Below are 20,469 nucleotides of genomic sequence, written 5' to 3' on the forward strand. Positions count from 1 at the left end.
GTCGAACGGTCTACCGGCGGGTATGACCACGATCACGCTGGGGCCCGCGGGGACCTACTCTCACCGGGCCGCACAGGCGGTCGACGACGGCGACATCGAGTTCGCCGAGTCGATGACCGCCATCGTCGAGGCCGTCGCCGAGGGGGAGGCCGACCGGGGCGTCGTCCCCGTCGAGAACAGCATCGAGGGCTCCGTGACGGAATCGCTGGACGCCTTCGCCGAGTACGACGTCGCCGTCGTCAAGGAGATTATCACGCCCATCCGCCACGCGCTCCTGGCCCAGGGCGAGTCGTTCGACCTGGTCGCCAGTCACGCCCAGGCGCTGGCCCAGTGTCGCGGGTGGCTCGACGAACACTACCCCGACATCGACGTCGAGGCGGTCGCTTCCACCGCCCGGGGCGTCGAGCGTGCCCGTGATGACCCGACGGTGGCGGCCATCGGGCACCCGGCCAACGCCTCGAACGGGGCCGAGCTCGAACTGCTGGCCGAGGACATCCAGGACAAGTCCTCGAACGCGACGCGCTTCCTGGCCGTCGCGCCCGTCAGCGAGCGTTCGGACGCCGGCGGCAAGACCTCCTTCATCGTCTACCCGAACGCCGACTACCCCGGCCTGCTGCTGGAACTGCTCAACCCCTTTGCGGACCGCGACATCAACCTCACGCGGGTCGAATCCCGGCCCAGCGGCGAGCGTCTCGGCGACTACGTCTTCCACATCGACATCGCGGCCGGCCTCTACGAGGAGCGGACGCAGGCCGCCCTCGAGGACATCGAGGTCATCGCCGAGAAGGGGTGGGTCCGTCGCCTGGGCTCCTACGATTCGCAGACGGTGCTGAACTGAGCCCCCCGAAGCCGGGCGGTCGGCTGCTATCCCTCTTTCCTGGCAGTCCGTCCGAAAGTTAAGTCCACGGGCGACGTACGGTCAGGCATGAGCGACAGAGACCCGTTCGGCGAGCTGGAGCGAGCGTTCGACCTGTTCAACGACCAGTTCGGGACCGGCGTGGCGAGCGTCCCCACGGACGTCGTCGACGAGGGCGAGACGTTCGTCGTCCACGCCGACCTCCCGGGCTTCGACACGGACGACATCGAAGTCCAGCTCGTCGAGGACCGCAAACTCACCGTCACGGCGACGGCGAGCGAGGAGCGCGAGACACACGACGGCACGTACGTCCAGCGCGAGCGCCACCGGCAGTCGGCCAGTCGGACCGTCGTCCTCCCCGAGCCCGTCGACGAGAGCGAGACCAGCGCCGCCTACGAGGAGGGCGTCCTCACCGTCCGGCTGCCGAAGGCGGCGCTTTCCGACGACGACGGGACGGAGATCCCGGTGAACTGACGATGGTGCTCGAACCCGGCACGTCGGTCCCGACGCTGCGCGCGACGAACCAGTGGGGCGAGACGGTCGAACCGGCGTTCCAGGCGCCCACGGTCGTCTACTTCTACCCGGAGGACGACACGTCCGGCTGCACTATCGAGGCAACGCAGTTCAACGAGTACGCCAAAGAGCAGGAGTCAGCGGGCGTCACGGTGTACGGCGTCTCGACCGACACCGTCGAGTCGCACTGTGACTTCGCCGAGGAGCACGGCCTCGCCTTCGACCTGCTGGCGGACCCCGACGGGAAGCTCGCCGAGGCGTTCGACGTCGACCTGGTCGACGGCCGGGCGAGCCGGACGACGTTCGTCGTCGCCGACGGGCAGGTCGTCGCCGTCTACGAGGGCGTGCGGCCAGACGGCCACGCGGCCGAGGTCGTTCGGGACCTCAGAGAGGTCGGCTTGCTGCCGACGAGCGAGCAGTAATCAGGCGTCGATGTCGATGGCCGGTCGGCCCGGCGCGGCTTTCTGCACGAGGTCGTCGGTGGCTTCGTCGGCCGACTGGACGACGACGTCGGCGCCGAACTCGCGCTCGATGAGCCACACGGCCCGGCGGAGCGCCTCGAGTTCGCCGGCCGGGTCGAGGTGGTCGTCCAGCGACTGGGCGCGACCGGCGATGTCCTTCGCGAAGTCGGCGGCGGCCTCGCCGTGCTGGCGCAGGTCCTCGTCTTGCATGACGGTCCCGACGACGTTGCCGTCGGCCGCCTTCGCGAGGTCGACCACGCGATGCTTCCACGCTGGCGCGACGGCGAGCGTGATGCGCTGGGGGTCCTCGATACCGACGGTGTCGACGATGTCCCGGACGTCCTCGCGGGTGTTCTCGACCAGGCGACGGCCGACGTCGTAGTCGTCGGGGACCTCGCCGGCGGGCCAGTCGGCCTCCGCGAGTAGGCCGTCGTTGCCCAGCACGTCCCACACCTCTTCGGCGACGTGGGGGGCGACCGGGGCGAGCAGTTTCGCCGCCGCGCGAATCCCGCGTTCGAGCGTGTCGGCGTCCGGCGTCGTCGCGTCCTGGTAGCGGCGCAGCAGCGAGACCAGTTCGCGAAGCGCCTGCATCGCGTGGTTGAACCGGAACTGCTCGTACTCCGTGGTGGCGCGGGCGGCCGTCGCGTCGATTTCTCGCGTCACGTAGTCGGCGATGTCCCCGCTGGCGTCGTCGCTCGTTTCAATCTCGCCCTCGGCGAACGCCTCGGCCAGCGTGTAGACGTTCTGGAGGAAGCCGTGGGCGGCCTGGACCTCTTCGGCGCTCCAGGCGAGTTCCTTCTCCGGCTGGGCGGCCTCCATGATGAACAGGCGGGCGGTGTCGGCGCCGTACTCGTCGACGATGCGCTGGGGCGAGACGCCGTTGCCGCGGCTCTTGGACATCTTGTGGCCGTCCTCGCCCAGCACCATCCCCTGGTTCGTGAGGTTCGAGAAGGGCTCGCGGATCCCGTCGAGCAGGTCGATGTCGTCGAGCACCTTCGTGAAGAAGCGGGCGTACAGCAGGTGCATCACCGCGTGTTCGATGCCGCCGACGTACTGGTCGACGGGCATCCAGTCGGTGGCCCGCTCGGCGTCGAACGGGGCGTCATCGAGGTCCGGCGAGGTGTAGCGCAGGAAGTACCACGAGGAGTCGACGAACGTGTCCATCGTGTCCGTCTCGCGCTCGGCGGGCTTGCCACAGTCGGGACACTCGGTCTGCTTCCACTCCTCGGCCGCATCGAGGGGATTCCCGGTCGTGTGGATGAACTCCGGCAGTTCGACCGGCAGGTCCTCGTCGGGGACCGGGACGTACCCGCAGTCCTCGCAGTGGACCATCGGGATCGGCGTGCCCCAGTAGCGCTGGCGGGAGATGCCCCAGTCGCGCAGGTTGTACTCGGTTCGGTGTTCGCCGTCGAACGCCTCGACGAAGCGGTCGCGGGCCTCCTCCGAGTGGAGGCCGTCGAACTCGCCGCTGTTGACGAGCAGGCCGTCCTCGGGATAGGCGGCCGCCTGGACGTCGACGTCCTCGGGGTCGGCCTCCGCGTCCTCGGTGGGTTCGACGGCCTGCACGATGTCGATGTCGTGGTGCTCGGCGAACTCGTGGTCGCGCTCGTCGTGGGCCGGCACGGCGTAGAGCGCGCCGGTCCCCACGTCGGTCAGGACGTAGTCGGCGACGTAGACCGGAATCTCCTCGCCGGTGGCGGGGTTGACGGCGTACTCGCCGGTGAACACGCCCGAGGTGACGTCCAGGTCGTCCTCGTCGGCGTGTTCGGCCATGTGGATGTAGTCGGCGACCTCGTCGTTGTCCTCGGCGATTTCCTGGGCGACGGGGTGACCCGGGGCAAGCGAGAAGAAGGTGGCCCCGTAGATGGTGTCCAGCCGAGTCGTGAAGATGTCGACGTCGCCGTAGTCGCCGACCTCGAAGGCGACGCTCGCGCCCTCCTGCTTGCCGATCCAGTTGCGCTGCATCTCCCGGACGTTGTTGGGCCATCCCTCGAGGTCGTCCAGGGCTTCGAGCAGTTCCTCGGCGTAGTCGGTGATGGTGAGGAACCACTGGTCCATCTCGCGGTGCTCGATGGGCGTGTCACACCGCCAGCACAGCTCGTCTTCGCCTTCGACCTGCTCGTCCGCGAGGACGGTCTCGCAGGAGGGACACCAGTTCAGTTCGGACGCCTGGCGCTCGACCAGACCGGCCTCGCGGAACTGCGTGAACAGCCACTGGTTCCAGCGGTAGTACTCGGGTTCGCAGGTGGTGACTTCGCGCTCCCAGTCGTAGCCAAAGCCCATCTCGGCGAACTGGTCTTTCATCGAGTCGATGCACTGCATCGTCCACTCGCGGGGATTGGTGTCCCGCTCCTCGGCGGCGTTCTCGGCCGGCAGGCCGAAGGAGTCCCACCCCATCGGGTGCAGGACGTGCTCGCCGCGCATCCGCTCGAAGCGGGCGAATGCGTCCGTGATGGTGTAGTTCCGAACGTGGCCCATGTGCAGCGACCCCGAGGTGTACGGGAACATCGCCAGCACGTACTCGGGGTCCTCGGCGTCGTCTGCGATGCGGAACACGTCGGCCTCCTCCCAGGCGGCCTGCCAGGCAGGTTCGACCTCCGAGTGGTCGAACCCACGCTCGCGCTCCTCGCCAGTCGTGGTCATGATATCGTGAGTTCGGACACCGAGATTGCTATACCTTTCCCTTCACGGGGCCGGCAAGCGAGGACCGGGGCCACGACCTCGCCGAACCGCTCACGCCCCGGGTTCGTGGCACCGAGGCTAACCTTATGCGCGCAGCGGTCCTACGGACGGGTATGGCCGAAAGCGACGACGCGAGTGACTCGATACTGCCAGAACCGATCCGGTCGGTGACGCCGCTGACCGGTCCGCACCCCGACGCCGAGATGGACGTCATCGGCTGGGGCATCTTCCTGGGCCTGATGCTCCTCCTGGTGCCCCTGCTTCCCTTCATCATCGTCGTCTGGCTCATCTCGAAGCTCGTCGAGGCACTGACGCCGAGCTAGCGTAACAGCTGAACCGACGGACACCAACCGCACGACTGTAGTGCGGTCGGGTGTGCATCGACTTTCAACGGGTGCGAGTGGCCATATCGGTTCCTACGAGGGAGAAATCGAGCCCGTCGCCCGCCTCACTGGCGTTCTCGTAGACGACGTGCGCGGCCGCCACGTCCTGGATAGCCAGGCCCGTCGAGTCGAAGAGGGTGAGGCCGTCCTCGTCGGTTCGCCCCGGGAGGGTACCGTCGGCGATAGCACCGATCTCGCCGTAGATGTCGTCGTCCGTGAGGACGCCCGCGCTCCAGGGGACGTTTATCTCACCGGAGTGGGTACACTGCTCGTAGTCGTCGATGACCAGTTTGGCGGCGAGCAGCGTCTGGTCGTCGTGTTCGTGCTTGCCGGCCGCGTCGGCCCCGATGGCGTTGACGTGGGTGTGCTCGCCCAGCCATTCGCGCTCGACGATGGGCGACTCGACGGGCGTGATGGTCGAGAGGACGTCACAGCCGGCGGCGTCTTCGATGCTTCCCGCGCGTACGTCGAACCGGTCGGCGAAGTGGTCGACGAAGGCCCGCTGTTTCTCGTCGCTCCGGTCGGCGACCACTACCTCGTCGATGTCCCTGACGGTGGCGATGGCCTCCAGTTGGGTGTACGACTGGACGCCGGTCCCCACGAGACCGAGCGAGGTGGCGTCCGCGACCGCGAGGTGGTCGGTGGCGACGGCGGCGGCCGCGCCGGTCCGCAACCGGGTGAGGTCCGTCCCGTCCATCACCGCCAGCGGGAACGCCGTCTCCGGGTCCGAGTAGATGAGCGTCCCCAGCACCGTCGGCAGGTCGTGGTCGCGGGGGTTGTCCGGATGGACGTTGACCCACTTGACCGCGGCGGCGTCCCAGTCGCCCGCGTTGACGTACGCGGGCATCGACCGGAAGTCGCCGTTGTACTCCGGGAGGTCGATGTAGGACTTGGCCGGCATGATGGTGTGCCCACGCGCATCGGCCGCGAAGGCCGCCTCGACGGCCTCGATGACCGCCGGCAGGGTGGCGTGCGCTTCGACCGCGTCGGGACCGAGCAACAGCGTCTGCATACGTGACGATGTGGCGCGGGCGAACTTATACCCCACTCGCCAGTGGCGTTTTATCACCGCGGACCCTGTGTCACCTATGGGCACGGGCGTCCGGACCGCGGTGCTGGCACTCTGTCTCGTGACGGCCGGGTGCACCGGATTCATCGGGAGCGAGGGGGCGGCGTCGACTGAGACGATGACCCCGGCACCGGTCCCGGACTCACCGCCACCGCGGGTCGCTCCGGGACTCACCGGGACTGGCGTCGCCGACGCCGACACACTCGTTCGGGCGCACGTCGCCGGTCTCTCGAACACGTCGTTCACCGTCGAACACCGGCGAGCGGTCGACGACGTGGGGGGGACGCGGCGCGTCCAGCAGACGACGCGTGCCGAGATTAGTGCCGGGTACCGGTCGTACACGGCGTTCCGACGGGTTTCCGGTCCGTCGGTCACCGACCAGGTGATTCGAACCCACTCCGAGGACCGCCGCGCCATCCAGTGGATACTGGGCGACGGGACCAACAGCAGCAGGATCGTCGCCGACGGACAGGGCATCGGGGGCCCGCCCCGCCCGCCCCGCGACGCGCTGTTCTTCGAGCCGACCTACCACGAACGGGTGCGGGCGCTGTTCCTCGGGGCGAACGTGACCGCCGTCGTCCCGGCCCGCGCGGAGGTCGTCAAACTACACGGCACGCGCGTCTTCCGCGTCCGGGCCGACGGCGCAGCAAATCGGTCGCGGTTCCCGGTCACCCCCGCCGAACGGGTCGGCGACGTCAGTTTCACGGCGACAGTGTCGCCCGCTGGCGTCGTCCACTCGTACGGGGTCCAGTACACCGTCGTCCGCAACGGCACCAGACTCCGGGTGACCGAGTCGCTCCGGTACACGGACCTCGGCGTCACGACTGTCGACGCCGACGAGGCGGGACGGAACACCACGGCCCGATGAGGCCACCGGTCCGGGACGAACTGACGACTATACTGAATGAAACGTTTTTATCAGTTCCGGTAAAATGGTGAATCATGGTCGAACGCCGAGCGAGCACGGCCGCTGTCGGAGAGAGTCGGCGGCGGGCCCCTCCGTTCGACGTAGGGCCAGAGGACAACCGACCCGTCGAATCGCGTCCGAGCATATCGGCCGGGACGGGAGGTCAGTGAGCCCGGATGGGACACTCCGACAGACATGAGCGACGTCGGTCGATGAGCGAGCGGGTGGTTCAGGCGGTCGCGGACCACAGGGGCGTCGACCCACGGGAGTTAGACGAGTCGCTGTACTCCGTCATCAACCCCGAAGCCCTCGATGCGCTCTTTTCGCGCCCGCCGGAGGAGTCCGGCGTGCAGATGCTTCGTTTCCGGTATCTCGGACACCGTGTCATCGTCGAGGCGGACTGTACCATCACCGTAACAGACTGAACTCGGCGCCGTCGCGGGGGACAGTCGAATCCGGGTTCTGAGACGTGGCGACTCGCGGTATCGAAACGAAGAGAGAAGTCAGTTAGCGAGCGGTTCGGGGCGTTGGTCTGCAGATGGAAGCATCCGGCGACGGCGTCGCCGGTTCGACCGCGGCGAGCGACCACCGCGCCGCGAAGCGGCGCGACGGGAGCGAAGCCGCGATTTTTCCCCAGGTTTTTGCCCGAACGAGCGCCGCGGAGCGGCGCGAGTGAGGTGCAAAAAGTGGGTTTACATCATGCCGCCCATGCCGCCGCCCATGCCGCCCATGCCGCCGCCCATACCGCCGGGCGCGCCGCCCTCGTCGCCGTCACCCTCGGTCGAGAGGTCACCGGCAGCGATGATGTCGTCGATCTTGAGCACGAGGTTCGCGGCCTCGGCAGCCGAGGAGATGGCCTGGCGCTTGGCGTGCTCGGGCTCGACGACGCCAGCCTCGAGCGTGTTCTCGACATCGCCGGAGAAGACGTTCAGACCGGCGCTGACCTCGCCGCGCTCGTGGGCCGAGCGGAGGTCGACGAGCGTGTCGATGCTGTTGAGGCCCGCGTTCTCGGCGAGCGTGCGGGGGATGATTTCGAGTGCGTCGGCGAAGGCCTCGACGGCGAGCTGCTCGCGGCCCTCGACGGAGTCGGCGAAGTCGCGCAGTCGCGCGGCGACCTCGACTTCGGGCGCACCGCCGCCGCCCAGAACCTTCCCGTTGGCGACGGTCGCGGAGACGACGTCCAGCGCGTCCTCGACGCCGCGTTCGAGTTCGTCGACGACGTGCTCGGTCGACCCGCGCAGCAGGAGCGTGACGCCGTGGGAGTCCGCACCGGTGCCCTCGATGTAGAAGAGCTTCTGCTTCTCGTCCCGGGAGACCGTGCCGTGGCCGAGGTCGGCCTCGCTGGCGGAGTCGAGGTCCGAGACGACGCTGGCGCCGAGCACCTCTTTGAGGAACTCGATGTCGGATTTCTTCCCGCGCTCGATGGCCAGGATACCCTTCTGGGCCAGGTAGTGCTGGGCCATGTCGTCGATGCCCTTCTGGCAGAACAGGACGTTGGCGCCGGTGGCCTCGACCTTGTCGACGAGGTCGCGCAGCTGCTTTTCCTCCTGGTCGAGGAAGGTCTGGAGCTGGTCGGGGCTGTCGACGGAGAGCTGGGCGTCGACCTCGGTGTCCTCGAGCTCGATGGCGGTGTCCATCAGGAGGACCTTCGCGTCCTCGACGTCGGTCGGCATCTCCTCGTGGACGGCGTCCTTGTCGACGACGGCGCCCTTCAGGAGTTCGGAGTTGCCGGCCGAGCGACCGGTCTGGGTCTCGATGTCGAGGTATTCGAGGTCGGCGACGACGCTGCCGTCCTCGGCTTCGACGGTGACGGCCCGGACCGCGTCGACGATGAGCTGGGCGAGCAGGTCCTTGTTGACCTCGGCACCCTTGCCGGTCATCGACGTCTCGGCGACTTTCTTCAGCAGTTCCTCGTCGTCGCGGTCGACGTCGGTGGCGATCTCCGCGAGGGCGGACTTGGCCTCGGCGGCGGCCATGTCGAAGCCACTGATGATGGCCGATGGGTGGATGTCCTGTTCGAGGAGGTCCTCGGCGTTCTTCAGGAGCTCGCCCGCGATGGCGACGGCCGATGTCGTCCCGTCACCGGCCTCGTCCTCCTGTGTCTCGGCGACCTCGACGATCATCGAGGCCGTCGGGTTGTCGATGTCCATCTCCGTGAGGATGGTGACGCCGTCGTTCGTGACGGTTACGTCGCCCATCGAGGAGACGAGCATCTTGTCCATGCCCTTCGGTCCGAGCGTCGAGCGGACCGACTCGGCGACCGCGCGGGCGGCCGAGATGTTGTGTTCCTGTGCAGACTTGTCCTTCATCCGCTGGGCGTCTTCGCCCAGGATGATCATCGGCTGGCCCTGCATCTGGCGCTGACTCATAATCAGTCGAGAGATTGTATGTGGTTCTATATAAAAGTAGGGGTTCTGGCCGAGCTATCGGCGACCGGGAAGCGAGCAGAAAACGGCGAGAACCACCGGACTGCGACGACTCCTCGACGGTTGTGTGGTACGCCGTACCACGTTCCCGCGGGAAGCCGAGCGCCGCTTTATATACGCTACGCGACCGGTTCGCGCCAGTGGACGATGGCGGTCCCCACGACGAACGCGTCGTCGCCCGCGGCGTTCCGGCGGAACTGGAGGGTGTTCTCGCCCTCCCTGAGGTGGTCGGCCTCGAGCGTGTCCATCCAGTACTGCCACCGGTCGGCCGTCGCGATGTCGAACCCAGAGAGCGAGGCCCCGTTGACGAGGATTTCGTGCCCGTAGTCGCCGACGTCGAACACCTGCATCTCGACGTAGGGGTCACGGGGGTCGGCCGTCGGCACCTCGAAGGTCCGGACGTCCGTCTCGTCGCCGGTGAACTCGGCCCAGGGGACGTCGAGTGAGTCGACCGTCGGGCCGAGGTGTTGCTGGAACGTACAGCGTGCGTAGTTCGCGCGATGGGGCATACTCGACCTGTCGCTCGGGAGATATATAAACGGGTCCCCGTCCCACCCTCCGGCGCGACGAGTTAGGTCCCCTCGCGTCGGTACCGGGCGATGAGCAGCGTCCCGACGCGGGCGGCGGTGTAGAGCGCCGCCGTCACGAACGTGAGTCCGACCACGAGCGGCCAGAGGAACTCGACCCGCGCGAGGAGTTCGTACACCAGCTGCAACTGTTCGATGCCGAAGATGCGCAGCAGGACGGTCAGGGCGGAGAGCAACACGGTCACGGCGAGGGCCAGGACCAGCCAGAACCCGAAGATGCCGGCGAGGACGGCCGCCTCGCCCAGCACCCAGCGGAGCCGGTCCGGGACGGTGCCGGTGAGCGGGTGTGACGTCATGGTCGTCGGTTGCCGAGCCGGTACAAAAACCGTGGCGGACGCCCACACGACAGTTTGAGCGTCGCTCCGGTCGAGACTGCCACGGCAGCGGCGTGGCGGTAACGGATTTATTATCGCTGACTCCCTATCACGGGTGTGAACCGCACGGCAGCGCTCGACGCCGTCGTCTTCGGGGTGGACATCCAGAGCGGTGACGTCCGCGGGGACGCGCCGTCCTACGCGCTGGTGGTGTTCGACGGCGAGAGCATCGAGCGGGACGTCGTCTCGCGACGGCGACTGCGACGGCAGATCGAGAGCGACGAACCGGCCATCGTCGCGACGGACAACATGTACGAGCTGGCCGCCGACAAGGACCAGCTGATACACTTCCTGGGCTCGCTCCCGGACGAGACGAAGCTGGTCCAGGTGACCGGCGACGAGCGACCCGAACCGCTCTCGCGGGTCGCGAAGCGCCACGGCGTCCCCTACGGCAAGAACCCGATGGAGGAGGCCGAAGCCGCCGCCCACCTCGCCGCCGCAAGCGTCGGCCAGGAGGTGTCGGCCTTCACCGACACCACCGAGGTGAAGGTCGCTCGCGGCCGCTCGACCGGCAAGGGCGGCTGGTCCGAGGACCGCTACACCCGGCGCATCCACGGGTCGGTGAAGAAGCGCGCCCGCGAGGTCGAATCGGAACTCGACGCCGCCGGCCTGGAGTACGAGCGCGACGTGACCGAGAAGTACGGCGGCTTCTCGAACGCGATCTTCCGCGTGGAAGCGCGCCCCCAGGATATCCCGGTATCGACCGAGCGCTCGGGCGACGTCCGCATCGAAATCGAACGGATGCGCCGCGACGGCATCGAGTTCCGCCCGCTCGCGAAGCGTCGCGACCACGTCGTCGTCGGCGTCGACCCCGGTACTACCACCGCCGTCGCCGTCGTCAGCCTGGACGGCAGCGTGCTCGACGTCTACTCCTCGCGGACCAACGACACCGCCGACGTCACCGAGTGGATAATCGAACACGGCCGGCCGGTCGTCGTCGCCGCGGACGTGACGCCGATGCCAGAGACCGTCGAGAAACTCCGGCGGTCGTTCAGCGCCGCCGGGTGGGAGCCCGAACGGGACCTGCCGGTCGACGAGAAGAAACACCGGACCCGCGAGGCGGCCTACGACAACGACCACGAGCGGGACGCGATGGCCGCCGCCCTCTACGCCTTCGACGCCCACGAGAGCCAGTTCGAACGCGTCGCCGAGAAGGTCCCGCCCCGTCACGAGGTCGGTCGGGTCGTCGCCCGCGTCGTCGCCGGCGAGGAATCCGTCGAGAGCGTCCTCCGCGACCTGGACGGCGACGAGGCGGAGGAGTCAGAGACGACGGCCCACGAGCCGCGGGAGCTGTCCCCCGAGGAGAAGCGCATCAAGCGCCTGGAGGCCCGGACCGAACGCCTCGAGTCGAAGGTCGAGGAGCTCAAGACGACCATCAAGCGGAAGGACGACCAGCTCGCCGAGAAGGACAAGCAACTGGAGAAGGCCCGCAGCGAGGGCCGCCGGGAGGTGCGGAAAGACCGCGAGGTCACCCGGCTCCAGCGGCGCAACGAGGCGCTCGAACGCGACGTCGAGACCGAGCGGGAGAAACGCGAGGCGCTCGCGGACAAACTGGAGCGGCTGAAATCGCTCTGGAAGCTCGACCACTCGAACTTCGCCGACGTCTCGGAGCAACAGGAGGGGCTGGTCCCGGTGAAGGTCGTCGACCAGTTCACGCGTGACGCCATCGACGACGCCGACGAGCGATTCGGGCTCGTCAGGGACGACATCGTCCTGCTCCGCGACGCCTCGGGCGCGGGGCGTTCGACCGCCCAGCGCCTGGCCGACATCGACCCCCGCGTCGTCCTGCGCAACGGGAACCTCTCGGACGCGGCCGACGAGGTGCTGTTCGAGAACGAGGTGCCCGTCGCGCCCGCCGACCTGGTCACCGTCCAGGAGGTCGACGAACTGGCCATCGCCCGCGAACACGAAGTCGAGGACGCCGTCGCCGACTGGGAGCGCCGCGCCGAGGAGCGCAAGAAGGAGCGGAAGACCGAGATGGTCGACCAGATAATCAGCGAACACCGGGCCGACCGGCCGGCGAGCGGCGAGAACTGACCGGCGGCCCGGTCGGGTCGGTAACAGTTACAGAGGTGACAGGTGAGCGACGTTAAGAGTCGTGTCCGGATTACATCCCGCCCATACCGCCGCCACCCATACCACCGCCGCCCATGCCGCCACCGCCCATCCCGCCGAGGCCGAACGCCCCGAGGAGGCTCGTGACCAGGCCGTAGACGATGAGACCGACGCCGCCGACGACCAGCGCCAGGCCGGCGGCGAGGATGAGGTTCTGCCAGGCGACGAGACTGATACCGCCGAGCAGCACGACGACGCCAGCGAGACCCACGGTGCCGAGTTTGTCGAGCATGTCTCTCAACGGTCCGTGTGGCACCAAAAGCTCCTCGGTCCCGAATCAGCGGGCGAACTCGGTGTCGACGTTCTGCGCGGCCGCGACCATCTCCGCGACGGCGTCCTGCCGGCGCAGCAGCGTCATCGTGTTGCCCTCGATGTCGAAGGTCCCGTCCATCACGGCCTCCGAGACGTCGAGGGTGCCGCTGAGCATCGCCGACCAGGCGTCGAAGGGGCCCCGGAGCACGAAGTCGTAGCCGCCGTCGGCCTCGGCCAGGCTCGCGGCCGTGCACGTCCCGTCCTCGATGTCGACGTGGAAGGCGAGCAAGTCACCGTCGTCGCGCCCGTCGTCGCGAATCTCGAAGCGGAAGGCGGCATCGAACCCCTCCGCGGCCGCGGCGAACTGCTCGCGGTCGTTGATTCGCTCGCGCCAGGCGGCGACCCACTCCTCGGCGTCGGTCGGCAACGTGTACGTCATTGTCGGGGGGTGGGCCGGTCGGCCCTTGGGCTTTGTCACTTCTCATCGGGGGGCGAGACAGCCAGGCCGACCCCGTCAGGGGTGGCTTGCGGCCCGAACGAACCTCGCAGAAACTAAACCTCCCGGGGTCGAACGGTGAGATATGAGCGACAACGACGGCCGGAAGGACCTGCGGATGCCCGACGACAGCGAGGTGTTCGCTGTCGTGACCAACATGCTCGGTGCGAATCGCGTCAAAGTACGCTGCATGGACGGGGTCGAGCGGACCGCTCGCATCCCGGGCAAGATGCAGAAACGCATCTGGATCCGCGAGGACGACGTCGTGCTCGTCGAGCCGTGGGACTGGCAGGACGAGAAAGCGGACATCACGTGGCGCTACGAGAAGCAGGAGGCAGACCAGCTGCGCGAGGAGGGACACATCCAGGAGTAGTCCCACTGATGGACCCCGCCACAGCGCCGACAGAGGAGGACACGTGACCGACGGCGAGGCCGAGTTCGGCCTGCTCGACACCGACGAGGCCGACGCTCCGGGCGACGAGTGGGAGGAACTCGACGTCTCCGACACGGAGGCCGACCGTATCGCCCGGAAGCGGGACCGCAAGTTCAACGAGTTCCGCAAGCGAATCAAGGACGCAGACCAGTTCAAGGTCGAGGCCAGCGTCTTCGACGACGCCACCTACGGCGCGCTCTACAAGTTAGTCCAGGACGGCCACATCGATGCCTTCGGTGGCCCCATCTCGACGGGCAAGGAGGCCAACGTCTACACCGCCCTGGCGGGCGACCACGAGGTCGCGGTGAAGGTCTACCGCATCAACGCCTCCGATTTCAAGGACATGCGGGGCTACCTCGACGGCGACCCCCGCTTCGAGGGCATCGGCTCGGACAAGAAGAAGGTCGTCACCGCCTGGGTCCGCAAGGAGTCCTCGAACCTCAAGCGGGCGCGCCGGGCGGGCGTCCGGACGCCCGAACCTATCGCCGTCGAGCGAAACGTCCTGGTGATGGAGTACCTGGGCACCGAGGAGGGGCGGGCCAAGCGTCTCAACGAGGTCCACATCGAGAACCCCGAGACCGCCTACGAGGTCGTCAAGGAGTACATGCGGCGGCTCTACGACGCCGGCCTCGTCCACGGCGACCTCTCGGAGTACAACGTCGTCTTCCACGAGGGGCAACTCTACATCATCGACCTCGGGCAGGCCGTCACCGTCTACCACCCGAACGCCGAGGAGTTCTTAGAGCGGGACTGCCGGAACGTCGCGAACTTCTTCGCCCGACAGGGCGTCGACACCACGCCGGAGGACCTGCTGGCGTACGTCCGCGAGTTCGCCACGCCGCGGGACGACGAGGACACCGCACCGGGCAGCGACGACGACGCGGTGCCACAGGGGACGCCCGCCGACCGCCGCGAGGAGTAGGGGCAAAACCCTAAGTCCCGGACCTCTCGACTGAGTGTATGGACGCGTGGCGAAACCCCGTCCCGTCGCGGGTCCGCTCCTGGATTCGACAGCGGGTCGCCATCGACGCGCGGGCGCTGGGCGTCTTCCGGGTCCTGCTGGGGTCGTTGCTCGTCCTCGATATCCTCCTGCGGGCGCGTGACCTCGGAGCGCACTACAGCGACAGCGGCGTGTTCCCCCGGTCGGCGGCCATCCAGCAGTACGACCCGCTCTCGCTGCATCTGGTGGCCGGCGACGTGCCGGAACTCGCCGTCCTCTTCGCCCTCCAGGCGCTCGTGGCCGTCGTCTTCCTCGTCGGCTACCGGACGCGCTTGGCGACGCTCGCGACCTGGGTACTCTGGCTCTCCTTACACGCTCGCTTCCCGCTCGTGCTCAACGGCGGCGACACCCTGCTTCGCCTGTCACTGTTCTGGTCGCTGTTCGTCCCACTGGGCGCGCGGTTCTCCGTCGACGCCCTCCATCGCGAGGCCCCGCCCGAGACGGTCAGTTCGCTCGGGACCGCCGCGCTGCTGGGCCAGGTCCTGTTCATGTACGGCACCAACGTCGCGTTGAAGCACATGGGGGTCATCTGGCGGGCGGGCGACGGGCTGACCTACACCCTCCAGCTCGGGCACTTCATCACCCCCTTCGGTGAGTTCCTGAGCACGCTCCCACTGGTGACGACGGCGCTGGGCTACGCCGTGTACGTCCTCTGGACGCTGTCGCCGGGCTTGCTCCTGCTGACTGGATGGCGGCGAGCAGCGCTCACGGCGGCGTTCATGGCGATGCACGTCGGGATGGCGCTCTCGATGCACCTCGGACTGTTCCCGTTCGTCGTCGTCACGACGTTGCTCCTCTTCCTCCCGCCGACGGTGTGGGACCGCCTGCTGCCGGCGAACCGGGTCGAGCGTGTGCGGGAGTGGGTGCAGACCACTGGCATCCTGGCGTGGGCCCGCGGACTGTACCCGACGGCGTCGCCCCCCGACCGGTTCGACGACGTGCGCCGGACGCTACGGGTCCTCGCTGCCGTCGTCGTCGTGGTGTCGGTGCTGTTCGTCGGGCTCTACAACGCCCAGGTGCTGACCAATCGGGCGGACGTCGGCCCGCAGGACACGGTCCCCGAGCCACTGGAGACCTACGGCGAGCGGGCGTTCTTGACCCAGCACTGGACGATGTTCGCGCCGGACCCGCTGCGGCAGACCGGCTGGTACCGCCTGCCCGGCCGCCTGGCGAACGGGACCACCGTCGACGTCGCCCGTGGCGGTCCGGTCACCGAAGGGCGGCCCGAAGAGCTGTCCGACGACCTGGCGGTCCAGTACCCCAACCAGCGCTGGCGCAAGTACACGAGCAACCTGCGCGAGTCGGGCTACCGCGACGAACGGCAGCTGTTCCTCGAGTACCACTGCGAGCGGTGGGACCGGAATCACGAGGTCGCGCTCGAGCGCGTGGCGTTCGAGTACGTCACGCTCCGGACGACCAAGAACGGGACCGTCCGGCAGGGGACGAGCCGGCTGGCCAGCCATCAGTGTGGTGCGTGAGACCCGGTCTCGTGACAAGGTCCATCGCCGAAGTTTTAAACACGCTGAACGCCCTACGAGCAGGTATACTTATGCAACACGTGAAGATTCCGCAGGACCGCATCGGTGTGCTCATCGGCGAGGGCGGTGAGACGATGCGCGAGATAGAGGAGCGAGCGGAGGTGCGTCTCGACATCGACTCCGAGGACGGGTCGGTCAAAGTCGAGTCGGTCGGCGACCCCGTGACGGCGCTGAAGGGGCCGGACATCGTGAAGGCCATCGGCCGTGGCTTCGCCCCCGAAGACGCCATGCGGCTGCTCGACCACGACCTGATGATGTTCGAGATGATCGATATCGAGGCGGCCTCGCGCAACAAGAACGACCTCCGGCGGCACAAGGGGCGCCTCATCGGCGAGGGCGGGCGTACCCGGGAACTGATGCAGGAGCTGACCGGCGCGGCCGTCGTCATCTACGGGTCGACACTCGCGATCATCGGCGGCCCCGAACAGGTCGACGCCGTCCGCGAGGCCGTCGAGATGCTGCTCGACGGCGCCCCACACGGCTCAGTCTACTCGTTCCTGGAGCGCAAGCACAACGAGATGAAGCACAAAGAGCTCGAGTATCACCAGTTCACCGGGTGACCGCGTAGTCAGTAGGCCCCCGGCACTGTCGTCGGCCCGGCAGTTCTGACCGCCGTAACATATAACGCTGCAGACGGTCAACTACGCTGGAGTACAACCGTGTCCAACGAAACCGACGGGCCGGCGGACACCGACAGGGAGACGAGCCAGACCGTCAACGAGGTGATGGACCGGCTCGAGGAGGTCCGTGCGGCGGAGCGCGAGCGGGCCGAGGCACCCACCGACGGCGTCTTGCTTGACCAGTTACAGGAAGTCGAAGAGCGGCTGCTCGCCTTCGGCGAGGCACTGGGCGGCGACATCGACGACGTCACCGACCTCCCCTTCACCGAGGAGGCGGGCCTCGACCACATGCCCGAGCCGCTGTACGTCCGCCACGACACGGAGATGCTGAACCAGGTGACCTCCTGGCTGCTCCAGGACCAGCACATCGGCCTGGTGAGCCCCTACGGGTCGGGTAAATCGGCGTTTCGCGAGATCGTCCTTCGCGACCTCTCGAAACACGACGACTTCGTGGTTACGCACCTCGACAACCCCCGCGAGACGACGGCCAGACAGCTGTACCAGACGGTGCTGACGGCGGCGTACTCGGCGGGCTACTCGGTCGACCCGAAGCACTACTCGCAGGTCCGAAACGGCATCCCGTGGGCCACTGCCGACACCAAGCAGGCCGTCCACGAGGTGATGGGGCGCATCCGGCGGGACGACAAGACGCTGTTGCTCGTCGTCGACGAGATAGAGGTCCTGGAGGTGGACCTCCTCTCGCCGCTGCAGGTCGCGGGGGACGCCGGCGTCAGACTGTTCCTGACCGGGACCCCCGAGGGCAAGCGACGGGTCGCCGAAATCAGGGGGACGCTCGACTCGCGGCTCCGCTACTACGAGAACATCGCCCCCTTCGGCCCGGACGACATCGAGGAGTACGTCGCGCGCTCGCTCGCGTACTTCCGCGACGAACCCTACCGGGGCGAGACGCCGGACCTGTTCACCCGGGCGGCCATCGAGGACATCCACGAGCACACCGAGGGGAACCCGCGCGAGGTCCGCATCGACTGTCGGGAACTGTTCACGCGCGCGGCGTTCGTCTGGTATCGGACCGGACAGGACGTCGACCGGATCAAGATAACCCCCGAGTTGCGGAACCGTCGGTTCGGGATGGGGCGCTGACCCCGGCCGATTCCCCGCTGAGACCGCTCGACCGGCGGTCTGGGCGGTAAAGCGCGTATATAAACCCACCACGTCACGGAGTGCCACACCTCTGCGAGTAGGGGACTACCGCCGGTTCCCTCGCCCGCCACCAAAACGTTTATATAGAATCACATTCAATCATCGTCCTGACTATGGCTCAACAGCAGATGGGCAACCAGCCCATGATCGTACTTTCCGAGGAGTCCCAGCGGACATCCGGGAAAGACGCACAGTCGATGAACATCACTGCCGGGACGGCCGTCGCGGAGGCCGTCCGGACCACCCTCGGGCCGAAGGGGATGGACAAGATGCTCGTCGACAACTCCGGGTCCGTCGTCGTCACGAACGACGGCGTCACCATCTTAGACGAGATGGACATCGAGCACCCAGCGGCCAACATGATCGTCGAGGTCGCCCAGACCCAGGAGGACGAGGTCGGGGACGGCACGACGACGGCCGTCGTCATCGCCGGTGAACTGCTCTCGAAGGCCGAGGAACTCCTCGACCAGGACATCCACGCCACCATCCTGGCCCAGGGGTACCGCCAGGCCGCGGAGAAGGCAAAGGAGATCCTCGAGGAGAACGCCATCGACGTCGACCCCGAGGACACCCAGACCCTCGAGAAGGTCGCCGGCACCGCGATGACCGGCAAGGGCGCCGAGTCCTCGAAGGACGTGCTCGCCGAACTCGTCGTCCGCGCGGTCCAGGCTGTCGCCGACGACGACGGCACCGTCGACACCGACAACATCCAGATCGAGACCGTCGTCGGTGGCGCCACCGACGAGTCCGAGCTCGTCGAGGGCGTCATCGTGGACAAGGAGCGCGTCCACGACAACATGCCCTTCGCCGTCGAGGACGCCAACATCGCCCTGCTGGACACGCCCATCGAGGTCCCCGAGACCGAACTGGACACCGAGGTCAACGTCACCGACCCCGACCAGCTCCAGCAGTTCCTCGACCAGGAAGAAGCCCAGCTCAAGGAGTACGTCGACTACCTCGTCGACGCCGGCGCCGACGTCGTCTTCTGCCAGAAGGGCATCGACGACATGGCCCAGCACTACCTCGCACAGGAAGGTATCCTGGCCGTCCGCCGCGCCAAGAAGTCCGAGATCGAGGCGCTCTCGCGCTCGACCGGCGCGCGCATCATCTCGAACATCAAGGACATCGAAGCCGACGACCTCGGCTTCGCCGGCTCCGTCGCCCAGAAGGACATCGCGGGCGACGAGCGCATCTTCGTCGAGGACGTCGAGGACGCGAAGGCCGTCACGATGATCCTCCGCGGCGGCACCGAACACGTCGTCGACGAGGTCGAGCGCGCCATCGAGGACTCGCTCGGCGTCGTCGCCGCCACGCTGGAGGACGGCAAGGTCCTGCCCGGCGGCGGTGCGCCCGAGACCCAGCTCGCGCTGGGCCTGCGTGACTACGCCGACTCCGTCGGTGGGCGCGAGCAGCTCGCCGTCGAGGCCTTCGCCGACGCCATCGACGTCATCCCGCGCACCCTCGCCGAGAACGCGGGTCACGACCCCATCGACTCGCTGGTCGACCTCCGCAGCAAGCACGACGGCGGCGCGGTCACCTCCGGCCTCGACGCCTACTCCGGCGAAGTCGTCGACATGGAAGAAGACGGTGTCGTCGAACCGCTGCGCGTCAAGACGCAGGCCATCGAGTCCGCGACCGAGGCGGCCGTCATGATCCTGCGCATCGACGACGTCATCGCTGCTGGTGACCTCAAGGGTGGCCAGGGCGACGACGACGACGAAGGCGGTGCCGGCGGTCCCGGCGGCCCAGGCGGCGCGCCCGGCGGTATGGGCGGCGGCATGGGCGGCATGGGCGGCGGCATGGGCGGCATGATGTAAACCCACTTTTTGCACCTCACTCGCGCCGCTCCGCGGCGCTCGTTCGGGCAAAAACCTGGGGAAAAATCGCGGCTTCGCTCCCGTCGCGCCGCTTCGCGGCGCGGTGGTCGCTCGCCGCGGTCGAACCGGCGACGCCGTCGCCGGATGCTTCCATCTGCAGACCAACGCCCCGCACCGCTCGCGAACTAACTTCTCTCTCTTCGTTTCGACACCGCGAGTCCCTACTGTTCGACGGTGAACTCCTCGAAGACGGCTTCGAACCCGTCGCCTTCGGGCGCTGCGGCCATCAGTCCAACCTGTATCTGGTCAGCGTCGCTCAAGTAGCCCCGTCGGATCATCGTGAACTCGTCGCCGTCGACGGAATAGTACACTTCGACGGTCGTACCGGTTCGCTCGACGCGAACCCACGTCGAGTCGGGGTCCGAATCGAGTGGGACGAACGACCAATCGGAGAACTCCCGCGTGATGACGGCACCGGCCGTCTGGTTGCCGTCGAGGACCTCGACACCGCACTTCAGCCAGTGCGTCTCGCTCTCGCGGACCATCAACCCCACCTGGTCGTACTGGGCGCCGTAGTCTCCAGAGACATTCACCGTCGCGGTGAAGTCGCCGTCGACCTCGCGGTAGTAGAAGGGGGCGTCGTCGTCGACGGGGTCAGTTCGCGTCAGGCGCCAGAAGTCGGTGTCAGCGGGGACGCTCATCCGGACCTCGTCGTCGGTCGCTGCCCACGTCTCGGGTTCGTTGTACCACTGCATGGAGGTCGGTCACCCGGCCGGGGC

Annotated in this window: 23 protein-coding genes; 14 read left to right on the forward strand and 9 right to left on the reverse strand. The window is 67.7% G+C overall.

All coding sequences use genetic code 11. The annotated features are described in order from the left end of the window. Positions 1-22: 22 nt before the first annotated feature. From pheA to P1L41_RS02320, 3 genes are all read left to right on the forward strand, one after another. Entirely contained in the window at positions 23-838 is an 816-nt protein-coding gene (gene pheA, locus P1L41_RS02310; RefSeq protein WP_276297264.1) for a prephenate dehydratase, read from the forward strand. Between the two features lie 87 nt (positions 839-925). After that, entirely contained in the window at positions 926-1,330 is a 405-nt protein-coding gene (locus P1L41_RS02315; protein WP_276297265.1) for an Hsp20/alpha crystallin family protein, read from the forward strand. A gap of 2 nt (positions 1,331-1,332) precedes the next feature. After that, positions 1,333-1,791, forward strand: a complete 459-nt coding sequence (locus P1L41_RS02320; protein WP_276297266.1) for a peroxiredoxin — start codon at positions 1,333-1,335, stop codon at positions 1,789-1,791. Here the strand turns inward: P1L41_RS02320 and leuS are convergent, their stop codons facing one another. Then, positions 1,792-4,473, reverse strand: a complete 2,682-nt coding sequence (gene leuS, locus P1L41_RS02325) for a leucine--tRNA ligase (protein WP_276297267.1) — start codon at positions 4,471-4,473, stop codon at positions 1,792-1,794. 152 nt (positions 4,474-4,625) lie between these two features. Here leuS and P1L41_RS02330 point away from each other — a divergent pair, with 152 nt between their 5' ends. Further along, complete coding sequence (locus P1L41_RS02330; RefSeq protein ID WP_276297268.1) at positions 4,626-4,835, forward strand: DUF7535 family protein; 210 nt, start codon at positions 4,626-4,628, stop codon at positions 4,833-4,835. A gap of 64 nt (positions 4,836-4,899) precedes the next feature. Here P1L41_RS02330 and P1L41_RS02335 read toward each other — a convergent pair whose 3' ends face one another. Beyond that, positions 4,900-5,907 carry an ornithine cyclodeaminase family protein gene (locus P1L41_RS02335; RefSeq protein ID WP_276297269.1) on the reverse strand — a complete coding sequence of 336 codons (1,008 nt, stop codon included), beginning with the start codon at positions 5,905-5,907 and terminating at the stop codon, positions 4,900-4,902. Positions 5,908-5,983: 76 nt separating this feature from the next. On the opposite strand from P1L41_RS02335, the gene P1L41_RS02340 reads away from it, so the two are divergent. The 3 genes from P1L41_RS02340 to P1L41_RS02350 all read left to right on the forward strand — a co-directional run bounded on the left by P1L41_RS02340 (position 5,984) and on the right by P1L41_RS02350 (position 7,547). Then, the gene (locus P1L41_RS02340) at positions 5,984-6,832 is read left to right on the forward strand and encodes a hypothetical protein (protein WP_276297270.1); all 849 of its coding nucleotides are present in this window, start codon (positions 5,984-5,986) and stop codon (positions 6,830-6,832) included. Between the two features lie 251 nt (positions 6,833-7,083). After that, positions 7,084-7,296, forward strand: a complete 213-nt coding sequence (locus P1L41_RS02345; protein WP_276297271.1) for a HalOD1 output domain-containing protein — start codon at positions 7,084-7,086, stop codon at positions 7,294-7,296. A 113-nt stretch (positions 7,297-7,409) separates the two neighbouring features. Then, on the forward strand, positions 7,410-7,547 hold the full coding sequence (locus P1L41_RS02350) for a hypothetical protein (RefSeq protein WP_276297272.1): 138 nt from the start codon (positions 7,410-7,412) through the stop codon (positions 7,545-7,547). Between the two features lie 16 nt (positions 7,548-7,563). On the opposite strand, the gene thsB is transcribed toward P1L41_RS02350, so the two are convergent. From thsB to P1L41_RS02365, 3 genes are all read right to left on the reverse strand, one after another. After that, positions 7,564-9,240 carry a thermosome subunit beta gene (gene thsB / locus P1L41_RS02355; protein WP_379788350.1) on the reverse strand — a complete coding sequence of 559 codons (1,677 nt, stop codon included), beginning with the start codon at positions 9,238-9,240 and terminating at the stop codon, positions 7,564-7,566. Between the two features lie 176 nt (positions 9,241-9,416). Then, positions 9,417-9,806 (reverse strand): DUF7383 domain-containing protein, encoded by a 390-nt coding sequence (locus tag P1L41_RS02360; protein ID WP_276297273.1) that lies wholly within the window; start codon positions 9,804-9,806, stop codon positions 9,417-9,419. Positions 9,807-9,868: 62 nt separating this feature from the next. After that, complete coding sequence (locus tag P1L41_RS02365) at positions 9,869-10,180, reverse strand: hypothetical protein (protein ID WP_276297274.1); 312 nt, start codon at positions 10,178-10,180, stop codon at positions 9,869-9,871. Between the two features lie 135 nt (positions 10,181-10,315). Between P1L41_RS02365 and P1L41_RS02370 the strand changes: the two genes are divergently transcribed. After that, positions 10,316-12,295: a DUF460 domain-containing protein gene (locus P1L41_RS02370; RefSeq protein ID WP_276297275.1), complete on the forward strand. Its 1,980-nt coding sequence runs from the start codon at positions 10,316-10,318 to the stop codon at positions 12,293-12,295. A 70-nt stretch (positions 12,296-12,365) separates the two neighbouring features. On the opposite strand, the gene P1L41_RS02375 is transcribed toward P1L41_RS02370, so the two are convergent. Beyond that, positions 12,366-12,605, reverse strand: a complete 240-nt coding sequence (locus tag P1L41_RS02375; protein ID WP_276297276.1) for a DUF7470 family protein — start codon at positions 12,603-12,605, stop codon at positions 12,366-12,368. A 45-nt stretch (positions 12,606-12,650) separates the two neighbouring features. Continuing rightward, a complete protein-coding gene (locus P1L41_RS02380) occupies positions 12,651-13,064 on the reverse strand; it encodes an SCP2 sterol-binding domain-containing protein (protein ID WP_276297277.1) in 414 nt (137 codons plus the stop codon). Positions 13,065-13,206: 142 nt separating this feature from the next. On the opposite strand from P1L41_RS02380, the gene eif1A reads away from it, so the two are divergent. The 6 genes from eif1A (at position 13,207) to thsA (ending at position 19,690) form a co-directional block, all read left to right on the forward strand. Continuing rightward, the gene (eif1A, locus tag P1L41_RS02385) at positions 13,207-13,494 is read left to right on the forward strand and encodes a translation initiation factor eIF-1A (RefSeq protein WP_276297278.1); all 288 of its coding nucleotides are present in this window, start codon (positions 13,207-13,209) and stop codon (positions 13,492-13,494) included. Between the two features lie 43 nt (positions 13,495-13,537). After that, positions 13,538-14,476 carry a serine/threonine-protein kinase Rio1 gene (gene rio1, locus P1L41_RS02390; RefSeq protein ID WP_276297279.1) on the forward strand — a complete coding sequence of 313 codons (939 nt, stop codon included), beginning with the start codon at positions 13,538-13,540 and terminating at the stop codon, positions 14,474-14,476. A gap of 38 nt (positions 14,477-14,514) precedes the next feature. Beyond that, positions 14,515-16,032: an HTTM domain-containing protein gene (locus P1L41_RS02395; RefSeq protein ID WP_276297280.1), complete on the forward strand. Its 1,518-nt coding sequence runs from the start codon at positions 14,515-14,517 to the stop codon at positions 16,030-16,032. 71 nt (positions 16,033-16,103) lie between these two features. After that, entirely contained in the window at positions 16,104-16,652 is a 549-nt protein-coding gene (locus tag P1L41_RS02400) for a KH domain-containing protein (protein WP_276297281.1), read from the forward strand. A gap of 165 nt (positions 16,653-16,817) precedes the next feature. After that, complete coding sequence (locus P1L41_RS02405) at positions 16,818-17,813, forward strand: ATP-binding protein (RefSeq protein ID WP_336399940.1); 996 nt, start codon at positions 16,818-16,820, stop codon at positions 17,811-17,813. Positions 17,814-18,001: 188 nt separating this feature from the next. Next, positions 18,002-19,690: a thermosome subunit alpha gene (gene thsA, locus P1L41_RS02410; protein WP_276298422.1), complete on the forward strand. Its 1,689-nt coding sequence runs from the start codon at positions 18,002-18,004 to the stop codon at positions 19,688-19,690. A gap of 16 nt (positions 19,691-19,706) precedes the next feature. Here the strand turns inward: thsA and P1L41_RS02415 are convergent, their stop codons facing one another. Continuing rightward, positions 19,707-19,844, reverse strand: coding sequence for a hypothetical protein (locus tag P1L41_RS02415; RefSeq protein ID WP_276297272.1), 138 nt, complete (start codon positions 19,842-19,844; stop codon positions 19,707-19,709). 67 nt (positions 19,845-19,911) lie between these two features. Continuing rightward, positions 19,912-20,445 carry a DUF1349 domain-containing protein gene (locus P1L41_RS02420; protein ID WP_276297283.1) on the reverse strand — a complete coding sequence of 178 codons (534 nt, stop codon included), beginning with the start codon at positions 20,443-20,445 and terminating at the stop codon, positions 19,912-19,914. Positions 20,446-20,469: the final 24 nt, after the last annotated feature.

The organism is Haloarcula ordinaria (assembly GCF_029338275.1).
GTDB classification, from domain to species: Archaea; Halobacteriota; Halobacteria; order Halobacteriales; family Haloarculaceae; genus Haloarcula; species Haloarcula ordinaria.

What these genes read in the sequence shown, in the direction of transcription:
- pheA (WP_276297264.1), top strand. Translation starts at nt 23, where the DNA reads ATGACCACGATCACGCTGGGGCCCGCGGGGACCTACTCTCACCGGGCC.
- P1L41_RS02315 (WP_276297265.1), top strand. Translation starts at nt 926, where the DNA reads ATGAGCGACAGAGACCCGTTCGGCGAGCTGGAGCGAGCGTTCGACCTG.
- P1L41_RS02320 (WP_276297266.1), top strand. Translation starts at nt 1,333, where the DNA reads ATGGTGCTCGAACCCGGCACGTCGGTCCCGACGCTGCGCGCGACGAAC.
- leuS (WP_276297267.1), bottom strand. Translation starts at nt 4,473, where the DNA reads ATGACCACGACTGGCGAGGAGCGCGAGCGTGGGTTCGACCACTCGGAG.
- P1L41_RS02330 (WP_276297268.1), top strand. Translation starts at nt 4,626, where the DNA reads ATGGCCGAAAGCGACGACGCGAGTGACTCGATACTGCCAGAACCGATC.
- P1L41_RS02335 (WP_276297269.1), bottom strand. Translation starts at nt 5,907, where the DNA reads ATGCAGACGCTGTTGCTCGGTCCCGACGCGGTCGAAGCGCACGCCACC.
- P1L41_RS02340 (WP_276297270.1), top strand. Translation starts at nt 5,984, where the DNA reads ATGGGCACGGGCGTCCGGACCGCGGTGCTGGCACTCTGTCTCGTGACG.
- P1L41_RS02345 (WP_276297271.1), top strand. Translation starts at nt 7,084, where the DNA reads ATGAGCGAGCGGGTGGTTCAGGCGGTCGCGGACCACAGGGGCGTCGAC.
- P1L41_RS02350 (WP_276297272.1), top strand. Translation starts at nt 7,410, where the DNA reads ATGGAAGCATCCGGCGACGGCGTCGCCGGTTCGACCGCGGCGAGCGAC.
- thsB (WP_379788350.1), bottom strand. Translation starts at nt 9,240, where the DNA reads ATGAGTCAGCGCCAGATGCAGGGCCAGCCGATGATCATCCTGGGCGAA.
- P1L41_RS02360 (WP_276297273.1), bottom strand. Translation starts at nt 9,806, where the DNA reads ATGCCCCATCGCGCGAACTACGCACGCTGTACGTTCCAGCAACACCTC.
- P1L41_RS02365 (WP_276297274.1), bottom strand. Translation starts at nt 10,180, where the DNA reads ATGACGTCACACCCGCTCACCGGCACCGTCCCGGACCGGCTCCGCTGG.
- P1L41_RS02375 (WP_276297276.1), bottom strand. Translation starts at nt 12,605, where the DNA reads ATGCTCGACAAACTCGGCACCGTGGGTCTCGCTGGCGTCGTCGTGCTG.
- P1L41_RS02380 (WP_276297277.1), bottom strand. Translation starts at nt 13,064, where the DNA reads ATGACGTACACGTTGCCGACCGACGCCGAGGAGTGGGTCGCCGCCTGG.
- eif1A (WP_276297278.1), top strand. Translation starts at nt 13,207, where the DNA reads ATGAGCGACAACGACGGCCGGAAGGACCTGCGGATGCCCGACGACAGC.
- P1L41_RS02395 (WP_276297280.1), top strand. Translation starts at nt 14,515, where the DNA reads ATGGACGCGTGGCGAAACCCCGTCCCGTCGCGGGTCCGCTCCTGGATT.
- P1L41_RS02400 (WP_276297281.1), top strand. Translation starts at nt 16,104, where the DNA reads ATGCAACACGTGAAGATTCCGCAGGACCGCATCGGTGTGCTCATCGGC.
- P1L41_RS02405 (WP_336399940.1), top strand. Translation starts at nt 16,818, where the DNA reads ATGGACCGGCTCGAGGAGGTCCGTGCGGCGGAGCGCGAGCGGGCCGAG.
- thsA (WP_276298422.1), top strand. Translation starts at nt 18,002, where the DNA reads ATGGGCAACCAGCCCATGATCGTACTTTCCGAGGAGTCCCAGCGGACA.
- P1L41_RS02415 (WP_276297272.1), bottom strand. Translation starts at nt 19,844, where the DNA reads ATGGAAGCATCCGGCGACGGCGTCGCCGGTTCGACCGCGGCGAGCGAC.
- P1L41_RS02420 (WP_276297283.1), bottom strand. Translation starts at nt 20,445, where the DNA reads ATGCAGTGGTACAACGAACCCGAGACGTGGGCAGCGACCGACGACGAG.